At 62.9% G+C, this 11,708-nt stretch carries 10 protein-coding genes and 1 tRNA gene; all 11 read right to left on the bottom strand.

Translation table 11 applies throughout. The features are described from left to right. Window positions 1-33 precede the first annotated feature (33 nt). The 11 genes from ACUIAG_RS01815 to ACUIAG_RS01765 all read right to left on the bottom strand — a co-directional run bounded on the left by ACUIAG_RS01815 (window position 34) and on the right by ACUIAG_RS01765 (window position 11,667). Window positions 34-106: transfer RNA gene (locus tag ACUIAG_RS01815), tRNA-Asn, on the bottom strand. A 78-nt stretch (window positions 107-184) separates the two neighbouring features. Beyond that, window positions 185-1,228 carry a tRNA (adenosine(37)-N6)-threonylcarbamoyltransferase complex transferase subunit TsaD gene (gene tsaD / locus ACUIAG_RS01810; protein WP_445339974.1) on the bottom strand — a complete coding sequence of 348 codons (1,044 nt, stop codon included), beginning with the start codon at window positions 1,226-1,228 and terminating at the stop codon, window positions 185-187. Beyond that, on the bottom strand, window positions 1,221-1,733 hold the full coding sequence (gene rimI / locus ACUIAG_RS01805; protein ID WP_445339973.1) for a ribosomal protein S18-alanine N-acetyltransferase: 513 nt from the start codon (window positions 1,731-1,733) through the stop codon (window positions 1,221-1,223). Before rimI ends, tsaD begins: the two co-directional genes overlap by 8 nt. Continuing rightward, the gene (tsaB, locus tag ACUIAG_RS01800; RefSeq protein ID WP_045924353.1) at window positions 1,730-2,518 is read right to left on the bottom strand and encodes a tRNA (adenosine(37)-N6)-threonylcarbamoyltransferase complex dimerization subunit type 1 TsaB; all 789 of its coding nucleotides are present in this window, start codon (window positions 2,516-2,518) and stop codon (window positions 1,730-1,732) included. Before tsaB ends, rimI begins: the two co-directional genes overlap by 4 nt. Further along, a complete protein-coding gene (gene tsaE, locus ACUIAG_RS01795; RefSeq protein ID WP_445339972.1) occupies window positions 2,515-3,117 on the bottom strand; it encodes a tRNA (adenosine(37)-N6)-threonylcarbamoyltransferase complex ATPase subunit type 1 TsaE in 603 nt (200 codons plus the stop codon). Before tsaE ends, tsaB begins: the two co-directional genes overlap by 4 nt. Next, window positions 3,114-4,091 carry a DNA polymerase III subunit delta gene (gene holA, locus ACUIAG_RS01790; protein ID WP_445339971.1) on the bottom strand — a complete coding sequence of 326 codons (978 nt, stop codon included), beginning with the start codon at window positions 4,089-4,091 and terminating at the stop codon, window positions 3,114-3,116. The genes tsaE and holA overlap by 4 nt, the downstream gene beginning before the upstream one ends. Window positions 4,092-4,119: 28 nt before the next feature. Further along, complete coding sequence (locus ACUIAG_RS01785) at window positions 4,120-5,604, bottom strand: ComEC/Rec2 family competence protein (RefSeq protein ID WP_445339970.1); 1,485 nt, start codon at window positions 5,602-5,604, stop codon at window positions 4,120-4,122. A gap of 461 nt (window positions 5,605-6,065) precedes the next feature. After that, window positions 6,066-6,731 (bottom strand): ComEA family DNA-binding protein, encoded by a 666-nt coding sequence (locus ACUIAG_RS01780; RefSeq protein ID WP_445339969.1) that lies wholly within the window; start codon window positions 6,729-6,731, stop codon window positions 6,066-6,068. Window positions 6,732-6,831: 100 nt separating this feature from the next. After that, the gene (leuS, locus tag ACUIAG_RS01775) at window positions 6,832-9,801 is read right to left on the bottom strand and encodes a leucine--tRNA ligase (RefSeq protein ID WP_445339968.1); all 2,970 of its coding nucleotides are present in this window, start codon (window positions 9,799-9,801) and stop codon (window positions 6,832-6,834) included. A gap of 75 nt (window positions 9,802-9,876) precedes the next feature. Then, window positions 9,877-10,707 carry a glutamate ABC transporter substrate-binding protein gene (locus ACUIAG_RS01770; RefSeq protein ID WP_445339967.1) on the bottom strand — a complete coding sequence of 277 codons (831 nt, stop codon included), beginning with the start codon at window positions 10,705-10,707 and terminating at the stop codon, window positions 9,877-9,879. 9 nt (window positions 10,708-10,716) lie between these two features. Continuing rightward, entirely contained in the window at window positions 10,717-11,667 is a 951-nt protein-coding gene (locus ACUIAG_RS01765; RefSeq protein WP_445340349.1) for a magnesium transporter CorA family protein, read from the bottom strand. Window positions 11,668-11,708: the final 41 nt, after the last annotated feature.

Below are 11,708 nucleotides of genomic sequence, written 5' to 3'. Positions count from 1 at the left end.
TAAAAAAACCGCCGGATAACCGGCGGTTGGAAGCTCCCGCAGCTGGGCTTGAACCAGCGACATTTCGATTAACAGTCGAACGCTCTGCCAACTGAGCTATGCGGGAATGTCCCGTTCAACTCTCGCTGAACACAATTACCATACTATAGTCAGGACTCTCGTATACGACAACTTGGCGTGTCGATCACATGAGAATCCTGTCCATGGGCATGGCCGAATCGATGGAGAAGTCAGGAGCAGAGGGAGCCAGTCCGGCCTGGACCAGATTGACGCCCAGCATGGCCACCATGGCGCCGTTGTCCGTGCACAGGTTGATCTTGGGAATGCGGACCTTGATGCCCTCCTGGTCGCCGAACTCCAGGAGCTTGCCACGCAGCTGCGAGTTGGCCGAGAACCCGCCGCCGACAATCAGGGTATCCGTGTCGAACCTGTGGCAGGCGGCCATGGCCTTGCGGGACAGGACGGTGGCCACGGAATCAGCCAGGGAGGCGCAGACATCATCCACGGGAATGTCGAGCCCGGCCTGCTGTCTGCGTTCGACCCATCGAGCCACGGCCGTCTTGACCCCGGAGAAGCTGAAGTCATAGGGATGCTCGGCTCCGGCCCGGCCCTTGGTCAGCCCCTGGGGCACGGCAATGGCATGAGGATCGCCCAGACGGGCGTGGCGGTCGATGTGGGGGCCGCCCGGATAGGGGAAGCCGAGCAGACGGGCGATCTTGTCGAAGCACTCTCCCGCCGCGTCGTCCAAGGTGGTGCCCACCACCTGGACCGATCGCGCCAGATCATCCACATGCAGCAGTGAGGTGTGGCCGCCGGAGACGATCAGGGCCAGGGCATTCTGAGGGAAGGGGCCAAACTGGAGCTGGGTGACCGCTATGTGTCCTATGACGTGGTTGATGCCATACAAGGGCTTTTTCGCCACCCAAGCCAGCGCCTTGGCACCGGAAACGCCTACAGCCAGGCATCCAGCCAGTCCAGGACCAGCCGAGACCGCTATGGCATCCACCTGGGACAGGTCCATGTCCGCGTCCTTCAGGGCCTTGGAGACGACCGGCACAAAGGACTCAGCGTGTGCCCGCGAGGCGATCTCAGGTATAACGCCGCCGTAGCGGGCGTGCTCGTTCATGGAGGATGCGACCACGTTGGACAGCAGTCGGTTGCCCTGGACCAGGGCGGCAGCGGTCTCGTCGCAGGTGGATTCGATGCCCAGCACCAGGGGCTCACTCATGGTCAATGATCCTTTCCTGTCCCTCCGAAAGCTTGTTGCTGACAAAACCCACCGGACCCGGTCCAACCGAACTTAAAGGTCTGGTCATAGCCCAGGCGTCAACATCCTCAGGCTGATAGTAGCCCTTGCACAGACCCGTCTGTGAGAAGCCGAAGTCCTTGTAGAGGTCAATGGCCACGGGGTTGTCTACGCGGACCTTCAGGTTCATACGTTGCAGACCCTCGCGATCGGCTCCGGTAATTATCCTGGCCAGCAGAGATCCTGCAATACCCCGATGCCGGGCTTCCGGCAGCACCCCGATAGTCATCAGCTCGGCATCCCTTTCGCCTGACCAATAGCCTCCGTAGCCCAGTATGGCACCCTGGTCTTCCCATACCAGGTAGGTGCGTGAAGGCGCAGACAACTCGAACCGCAGCTCCTGCCGGCTCCAGGCCTGGTCGCCGAAGACGCGAGCCTCTAGATCAACCAACCGGTCCAGGTCCTCCAAGACCGCCCCGCGAATCATGATTGGACTGCCACATGCTTAAGCGGATTGGGCACAGAGACATCCGGCCGGCGAAGATACAGTGGCTCCACCGGGTCGATCAGCCCATGCTGGGCACGTCTGGTAGCGCAAGCAGCCATCAGGCCTGTCCCCCGTGTCCGATCCTCCAGGAAGGATCCTTCGTCCAGCACAACCCGCATATCGGAATGCTGATCCAGACGCTCCCACTGGTCGGCATAGCGGGTGGCTCCATGGCCGCTGATGACCAGAGTGACAGGGTCCTGATCCACAGACTCCCGCTCTTCCGCAATGGCCGCGATCTTCTCACAAATAGCCGCCGGATAGTCGATGCTCATTTCGGTCAGCGGCCGTGCCGGAGCCTCTGCGCCACCGAAGTCGTCAAAGAGACGGTAATAGAGCTGCCGCCGTCGAGCATCGTTGACAGCCAGAACCAGAAGCCGTGCATGGTCTTGGCCCTGCCGCTTGAACCTGCTGTAGGCATAGCGGGCCTGCGGCTCCAGGATGTCCTGTCCCAGCAGACGGGCACCCGTGGCGAACGCCAGGGCTTTGGCGGTGACGATGCCTGCCCGCAGACCGGTGAAAGGCGCAGGCCCCAGTCCCACTACGATGGTCCGCAGATCGTCTGCAGACAGCCCAGCCTGGTCCATGACCTTGGCGATATTGACCTGGAGGCGTTCAACGTGCGAGCGCGAGTCGGTCTCGATGCACGGTTCCCGCCCTGGCAGCCCCACAGTCGAGCCATATGAGGTATCGATCACCAAAAGGGACGTATCGGTCCCGCTCATGCCGTCATCGCCTTTCTCAGCTGATCCATTCTATTGGCCCATGACGGACCCACTCCACGCAGACGTACCATACGCTGACCCTGGGAGCTGGGTGGCGCCTCAGGATCTTCCCGGGGATCCACGTGTCGGTCGATGGTCACTTCCAGACGTTGATCGGCCAGGGCAGAGGCCATCTGCTCGCCCCATTCCATCAGAATGATGGTCCTTTGGCCGGGGTCTTCCAATTCCTCATCCAGACCAAGGGACTCCAGCTCGTCCAGGAGCCGATCCACGGCATCCTCGCCAGGCAGATAGCCCTGTCCACCCAGCCGGTAGGCATCCACGTGGATCAGGGTAACCGGCGAGCCGTCGGACAGATGGCCATGCAGCTCTCTTGCGATGGTGAAGGTGGGCGAGACCACAGGGCCGTCCACTCCAAGTCCGTGGCCCAGCCCCTGGGCCAGCGTGGTCTTGCCCGCCCCCAGAGGCCCGGACAGGAGGATCACGTCCCCGCCTTGCAGACACGAGGCCAGGTTTCTGCCCAGGCCTTGCATGTCCTCGCCTGTAGGCACAGCCAGTTCAAATCCATCCTGTTGCCGGGCACTGACCTGCAGGCTCATGCCAATGTCCTTCCCTTGGCGGCGATCAGCTCCACTGCCCGTTCCAGGGCATAGCGGGCGTCGCCGCTGCTGGTCTTGCTGATCTCATCAGCTTGGGCCAAGGCCTCGATGCAGGCCGCCAGGCCGGCGGAGGTCCATCCATGCAGCTGTCTCTTGGCCTCCCGCAACTGCCAGTAGGCGGCCTTGGCCTCGGCTGTGGTAATGGATCCCGACTCGATGGCCGCCTCCTTGCCCAGCGTCCGCAGCTTCAGGGCCAGTACGCCAATCAGGGAGACGGGTTCGTTGCCCTGCTCCAGGGCTGTACGCAGAGCGACGACGGCTTGGGCCGGCCTGCCGGCAAGGGCCCTGTCCGCCACCGCGAAACCGGATACAGCCGGGTTATCGGTCAGATAACGGTTGACGATCTCCAAGGTCATGGGATCCTGGTCGAAATCGAAGCAGAGCTGGGAGCACATGGCAGCCAGTTCCGGAGTGCGCTCGCCCAGGACATCAACCAGGCGCTGGGCCGCCCGTGGCTGGATGCGGCGCTGATGGGCTTTGAAACGCCCGTAGACGAAGTCGACCTTGTCGTCGAACTTCTTCAGATCCGGCATCCGCTCCGTCACCGCTCCGGCCCGCGCCATTTGGTCCAGAAGCCTACGACCCCGGTTGCCCCCGTCATGACGTGCGATGACGATGCTGGATCCGGCCCCTGCGCTCTCACGGCAGAAATCGATCAGGGCCTGGTTCAGGGCTTCATCAGCCGCCTGCAGATCATCCAGACAAACCACAGCCGTCTGACTGAGCAGGGAGGGTCCGACCGCTTCCTGAAAAGCATAAGCGTCGCAGTCGGCCGCGTCCAGCTCGATGTATTCGCTGTCCGGATGGGCGGCGCATGCCTGCGCGCACAGCTCCTTGAAACGCTGAGCGTTGAGGAAGGGATCGCCGCCGACCACCAGATGGACGGAAGGGTTCTCCTGCTGAGCTTTGGTCATGACTCAAATCTCCCTTCATCGCTGGACATTACCCTCGGTCATTTTTGAAGACCATCTGGGCGAGAAGGCCATAGGTCTGCCGTAGCCAGCCCTTGATGGACACCCAAGCCGACGGCCGGAAGGGAACCCCCGAATTCGCCGCTGCCGCAGCCGACCATGAATGAACCCGCCCCCGAGCACGGATGAATCGAATCAGCCGATGATCGATGATGGCCATGAGACCCAGACCAACCAGGCAGGCGCTACCGACCGGCCCCGGTGGCCAGGCCGCCGGAGCAGCCGCTTCGCCCAGCCAGGTGGCGGCAAAAGCCATGACTCCCGTACCCAGGGAGGTCAGTCGGGCCAGCAACAGACCCACTGGAGGCCAGAGCCAGGAGGTGAGCAGTGCCAGCAGACCGGTCACTGTGGCAGCGTCGACCACAGGAGTGACCAGCAGGTTGGCCAGTGGAGCCAGTAGAGGCAACCCAGGACTCATCAGCACCTGCACGGGCAGCGTACCGGCCTGGGCGCACAGGGTCGTGGCCAATGGACGTGCCAGAAATGCCGGCAGATGATCCTCAAGGAGGGCCGACAACCGCCGGTCACCCAGGCCGATGCCCAGCACGGCTCCACAAGAGAGCGCGAAGCCGAAGCTGGCAGCCATGGAAGGTCGCAGGATCAGAACCAGCAGGACGCACCAGGACAGCGTGTTCAATGACTGGGCAGGCCGGCAGGCGGCCAGAGCCAATGCCGAAAGAAGCCCCATGGCCTGAGCTCGCAAGACTGAATCCCCGGGAACCATCAGCATGCCCAAACCCAGATAGGCGGCAGACAAAACCAAGGCCATCAGCAAGGGCGGCGAGCGCAGGGCTCGCATGATCCTCACCAGCAGCGAGGCCAGGATCATGAAGTGCCCGCCGGAGACAGCCATCAGATGCAGGATGCCCGATGCCCGGAAGTCCTGGGTCAGACGGGTTGCATAGGCGGGCTCCACTGCCGGTCTGCCCAGGGATCCATCCGATCCGGGCAGGGCCTGGTTGCCCAGGATGCCCATGGTCAAACCCGGCACCAGGATCCTTCCCTGATCGTCCAGTCTGCCGGTCTGTTCGAGAAAGGCCCTTTGCATACGGGCGATCAATCGTCTACAGGGGTCTGGCGGCTCGACCTCTTTCGCCCCGTCTTCCACAGCCAGCCAGGGAATAGGACGGCCGTAAGCAGAGGGCTCCAAGCGGCCCCGCGCACGATACTGCCCGCCCTGTTGCAGCAGGCATGATCGGCTTCGAGCGAAGAGCATGATCCGTTCATCGGAAGGCATGCGTACCCCGGCCACAGTCACCCATCGCAGCCTGATCTCCGCCTGACAGTCCCAGCCTCGCCGAGAGGATGCACTCATAGGGCCCACAGCCCGGCCGCGAATCTCGGCCAGCGCTTTTCCCTGACGGATCTGCCGGGCTGCCGGCCCGCTGCGCGCTGACTCATGACCGACTGCGGCGGCAAATGCTGCAGTCAGAGCCACCGCAGCCAAGACAGCCAAGGTCGGCAGTTTCCGAGGACCAAACCAAGTGGATGCCAAGGTCGGCACGGTGGGGATACACGGAGACTCACAACCTTGGGGCAGGCGGTTTCGTGGGCATGAGCGAGAGGGGTGACGCAATACCTGACCCTTGCAATCGGAGTTCTCTGCAGCGACCAAGCAAACGAGTTTGAAGGCAAGCAGGACCATAGCTATGAGTAATGGAAGCGCCAAGACAAGCGGCATCAACCAGACCGACATGCCCGTGCCCCCACCAGCTATGCCACCTCTGGACTCCCCTGCCGTCTTGGACCAGCCGCCGCTTTTGGCTGGCCCGGCCACGGATCCGCCCATGATGCGGTCCAGAAGCCACGGAACCAGCAGGGCAATCGCCCAGGCCAGACAGGCAGCGGGGAGCATACGAAGATTGCGATTGCCGTTTTCTCGATCAGCAGCAGGACGATCTCCTGCCCGGCCGGCCATCATTGCGCCACCAGATATGGGCGTAATCGGGTCAGGGTCTTGGCACCGATGCCGGGGACATCCAAAAGCTGATCGACCGAGGCGTAGCGACCGCCGATAGCACGACGATGCTCCAGTATTTTTGCTGCCGTGACCGGTCCGATTCCCTTGACATTCTCCAGATCCTCTTGGCTGGCGCTATTGAGATTCACTCGTCCAGTCTGATCTACTGTTCCCGCGGAGGTGCTGGTGGCCGGAGCAGCAGAGGGATTGCCCGCCCTTTCACCATGCTGAGCGGAATCTGAGACCGAGTCAGTATGCTCGCTGCCTTCGTCACCATGGGTGTTCCGACTGGGAACGTTTCCTGAAACATGCTTGCTTCGGCGTGCAGCACTATTGGCATCGCCGTTTGCTGGAGTCGATGACATGCCCCCGGATCCGTCGACTGCTACTCCTGCAGCCAGCGCCCGTTCCTGCTGGACCAGCAGAGTCAGGCTGACAGCAAGGGCAACCACCAGCATCAGAATGGCTGTCAAGGCCTGAAGCGGGGTAAACGACCAGACGGGCCGATTACGCCGAGTCTGGGATTCGGCCATGCCTTCGGCTGACCCCTCTGACCGGGCAGATTGATTCAGAGCCAGAGCTTGCAAGGGCGGTGCCGGCGGCTGGGTGATGTTGATGCTCATGGACCCAGCCTGGCATGAAAAAGCCCCCCGATATGAGGTCGAGGGGCTATGTGGTCGAAGGTCATCTCCTGTCCACAGCCTGGCTGCGGGCAGTGCAGGATCAGGCCGGCACGACCGAAACGATCTTGGGCGCCTTGACGATGACCTTGCGAGGCTCCTTGCCGCCAAGCCGCTCCTGAACGGCGGGCAGTGCCAGGGCCATGGCCTCGAGCTGGTCGGGCGCGATGTCGGGGCTGACCTGCAGCTTGCCGCGGACCTTGCCCTTGATCTGGACCACGGCAGTGACCGTGTCCTCGCCAAGATAGCGATCATCCCAGGTCGGCCACTGGGCATGCGCCAGGGATTCCTTGTGACCCAGTCGGCTCCAGAGCTCCTCGCAGATGTGTGGGGCGATGGGCGAAAGCATGAGCACCAGTGGCTCGATGGCTGCCCTGGGCGTCGGATTCAGCCCGGTCAGATGATTGTTGAGCACGATCATCCTGGCGATGGCTGTGTTGGGACGCATGGCCTCCATCTCCACGGTCACGTCGTGGATGGTGGTGTTGAGCAGCTTCAGGGTCTTCTGGTCGGGCTCACCCTCGTCCAGGACCACCTCACCTGTCTGCTCGTCCACCACGTTGCGCCAGAGCCGCTGCAGGAAGCGCATGCCGCCCACCACGTTGCGCGTGTTCCAGGGCCTGGACTCGTCCAGGGGTCCCATGCTCATCTCGTAGAGGCGGAAGGTGTCGGCCCCGTAGGTGCGGTACATGTCGTCCGGAGTGATGATGTTCTTGAGGCTCTTGCCCATCTTGCCGAACTCACGGTTGACCGGCTGACCCTGCCAGGTGTAGCTGACCTTGCCGCCCTCCTCATGCTCCTCCACCTCGGCGGCGGGCACGTACTGGCCGCGCTGGTCCGTGTAGGCGTAGGCCTGGATCATTCCTTGGTTGAAGAGTTTGTGGAAGGGCTCCTTGGACGAGACATAACCCAGATCGTAGAGGACCTTATGCCAGAATCGGGCATAGAGCAGGTGCAGCACGGCGTGCTCCACGCCGCCCACGTAGAGGTCGACGCCGCCCGACTCACCGGCAGTGGCATTGTGCCTGGGCCCCAGCCAGTAGTCGTATTCCTCCGGATCAACCATGTGCTGGTCATCCTTGGGATCGATGTAGCGCATGTAGTACCAGCAGGAACCGGCCCAGTTGGGCATCGTGTTGGTGTCCCTGTGATAGACCTTGGGGCCGTCGCCCAAGTCCAGGGTCACGTTCACCCAGTCCTGGTTGCGGCTCAACGGTGCCTCGGGACTGGACTGGGCATCCTCGGGGTCGAAGGTCTTGGGCGAATAGTCAGGCACGTCCGGCAGGGCCACCGGCAGCTGGTCGTCGGGCAGCAGGTGGGGCAGGCCCTGGTCGTCATAGACCACCGGGAAAGGCTCGCCCCAGTAGCGCTGACGGGAGAAGAGCCAGTCACGCAGCCGGTAGGAGACCGTCCCATGACCCACCCCGGCAGACTCCAGCCATTCAGTGACCTTCTCAATGGCCTGGTCAACCCGCAGACCGTCCAGGCTGAGCGGGTCGCCAACGGCCTGAGTGGCATGGACCGAAGAGTTGACCACAATGCCGTCGTGGGAGACGAAAGGCGCCTTGCCTCGATAGTCGTCCAGGGTCTGTCCGGAATCATCCAGCGGGCTGACCGTATAGACGACGGGCAGGCCATACTTGACGGCGAAGTCGTAATCGCGCTGATCGCCGCCTGGCACAGCCATGATGGCTCCAGTGCCGTAGTCCATCAGCACGTAGTCGGCGGTGAAGATAGGCAGCTTGGCCCCGGTGATGGGGTTGAGAGCGTACAGCCCGGTAAACAGGCCGGTCTTGGCCCCGCCCTCGTCCACGCGATCCTTGGCGGTTTTGGCCTCGGCGGCCCGTCGATAGGCCTGCACGCCCTCCGCTGGAGTGGCATAGCCGCCCTTCCACTGTTCAGGCACATCCTCAGGCCACTCCTGGGGCAGGTGCTGCAGCAGGTCGTGCTCGGGAGAGACCACGGCGAAGGTGGCGCCGAAAAGCGTATCGGGACGGGTGGTGTAGACCTCCATGGTCTGATCGCCGTCAGGGCTGGGCACGGTGAAGTCCACCGAAGCCCCGTGCGACTCCCCGATCCAGTTGCGCTGCATGAGCTTGACCTTTTCGGGCCAGTCCAGAATGTCCAGATCCTCCAGAAGCCGGTGACCGTAGGCGGTGATGCGCATGGACCACTGCTTGAGTTCACGCTGGTAGACCGGGTAGTTGCCGCGCTCGGAGCGCCCCTCAGCGGTCACCTCCTCGTTGGCCAGGACCGTGCCCAGCCCGGGGCACCAGTTGACCGGCGAGCGCGAGATGTAGGCCAGGCGGAAGTCGTTGAGCACCTCGGAGCGCTCGGCATCGTCCAAATCATCCCAGGAGGCGTCGGGATGGCCAGGGATGGCCTTGCTGCCGGACTTGAAGGCTTCGACCAGTTCGCTGATAGGCCTGGCCGAGCCCGTCCCCCCGTCGGCTCGACGGTAGTGGGGGTCGTACCAGGACTCGTAGATGCGCGAGAAGATCCACTGGGTCCAACGCACATAGTCGGTATCGATGGTGGCGAAGGAGCGGCGGTCGTCGAAGCTGAGCCCCAGCCGGTGCAGCTGCCAGCGCATGTTGGCGATGTTCTGCTCGGTGGTGACCCGGGGATGCTGGCCGGTCTGGACCGCATACTGCTCGGCGGGCAGGCCAAAGGCATCGTAGCCCATGGCGTGCAGGACGTTCTCGCCCTTCATCCGGTGGTAGCGGCTGACCACGTCGGTGGCGATGTAGCCCAGGGGGTGGCCCACATGCAGGCCCTTGCCCGAGGGATAGGGAAACATGTCGATGACGAAGTAGGGACTGCGGCCCCCAGCATGATCGCCCTGGGCATCGGTCAAGTCGCCCTTGGTGTTGGCGGCCCAGAAGGTGCCCTCCTTGTCCCAGCGCTGCTGCCAGTGCTCCTCGATGGTCTGAGCCATGGCGGCATCGTAGCGGAACTTGGGCTGATCGGATTCCTGGGTCTGCTGATGATCCCTGTCTTCATTCGCGTTCATATGGTGAATTATCGCCATTCACATGGACACGGCCGAGCCAGTGTCCAGCATCCGTCATCCTGGCGGAAGCCTTGCTCAGCGATCGCCGGGCCGCAGCGTGCGGGCGGCGGCATCAATGGAATAGCCGATGGACCTGGAGGCCCGGCTCAGGGCGGCCTTGAAGGAGCCGTCCCGCATCATCCTCTTCAGGGCCTGGTCGATGACGCCCACCAGCTCCGGATCCCCGTGGGGCACGCCGATGCCGTAATGTTCGTTGGAGAAGGGCTTGCCGACCAGGCGCAGCTGGCCACCGCCGCGAACATGAGCCAGGCCGGCCAAGGCAAAATCGTCGCCGCTGGCGGCATCCGTGTCCCCGCTGAGCAGGGCCGTGACGCACTCGGGGAACTCCTCCCGCTCCTGGACCTGGGCCTGGGGTGCCAGCGAGCGCACCAGGGCCCCGGAGGTGGACCCCGCTGCCACGCAGACCCGCTTCTGGGCCAGATCCTCCACCCCGGCGATGTCATTCTGGGTTCGACGAACCAGCAGGTCCTGCCCTGCAGCCAGGTAGGGTCCGGCGAAATCCACCAGCTTCTGCCGATCCCGGGTGATGGAGTAGCCGGCCACGACCATGTCCACCTGGCCTTGTTCGAGCATGCGCTCGCGGTCTGCAGGCTTCACCTGGCGGAAGACGATCTGCGACTCGGCGTATCCCAGCTCGTGGACCACGTACTGGGCCACATCCACATCCAGACCCCGGTACTGGCCGGACTGGGCGAATCCAAGCCCGGGCTGGTCGAAGGAGATGCCCACGCTGATCTTGGGCCCGATGGAACCCGCCCGGTAGCGATCCTCCTGACGGCCGCACCCGCTCAGGGGCACCGCCAGAACCAGTGCCAGCAGAGCCGCCGCAATCCTGCGTGCAAACATGATCGGCCCCTACTTGAACATTCTCGAGCGCGTCAGGAACCAGGTCACCAAGGCGGTCACCAGACCCGAAAGAATCACCACGACCGCGAAGCCCCAGGGCTTGTCGGTGAAGGGCATGCCGAACATGCCCTGGTTGAAATTCATGCCATACATGGAAAAGATCAGCGTGGGCACCGACAGGCTGATGGAGATGATGGTGAAGATCCTCATGACGTTGTTGACGTTGTTGGAGACGATGGAGGCGAAGGCGTCGGTCATGTTTGAAAGCACGCTTGAGTAGATGTTGGCCATCTCAATGGCCTGCTTGTTCTCGGTGATCACGTCGCCCAGAAGGTCCTCGTCGTCCGGGTAGCGCTTGATCCGCTCCAGGCCGGTCAGCTTCTCCAGGACGATCTCGTTGGACTTGAGGCTGGTGGCGAAGTAGACCAAGGTCTTGTTGAGCTCCAGCAGCATAAGAATCTCGCGGTTCTGCATGGAGTGGCGCAGCTTGAGCTCCAGCCGGTCCGACTCGCGGTCGATGATGCGCAGGTAGCGCAGGTAGAGGGTGGCGTTGCGGTAGAGGATCTGCAGGATGAAGCGGGACTTCATGAAGGTGTTGAAACCCCGGATGGTGCCCTCCATAAAGGGGTGGAGCAGGACGGTGTCCTGCATGCAGACGGTGACGATCAGATCCTCGGTGACGATGATGGACAGGGGGATGGTCTCGTAGTAGTCCCGGCCGTCGCGTTCCTCAGCCCGGGGAATATCGACGATGACCATGGTGTACTCGTCCTCCACGTCCACACGCGAGCGCTCCTCATCGTCCAAGGGGGCACGCAGGTCAGCCAGGTCGATGCCGGTGGCCTGGGAGACGTTGGCCAGCTCTACATCGGTGGGCGCCGATAAGCATATCCATGAGCCCTTGGAAGCCTTGCCGATCTGCTCGATCTGCCCGTTCATGGTGCTGAATACTCTCATCATCGCCATCACCGCCTCTCGTGCTCAAACCTGGCCGACGTTTC

It is taken from the genome of Bifidobacterium sp. ESL0825 (genome assembly GCF_052606465.1).
Note: the sequence above shows the minus strand (reverse complement) of the source record. Positions and strands in the feature narration are given on the sequence as shown.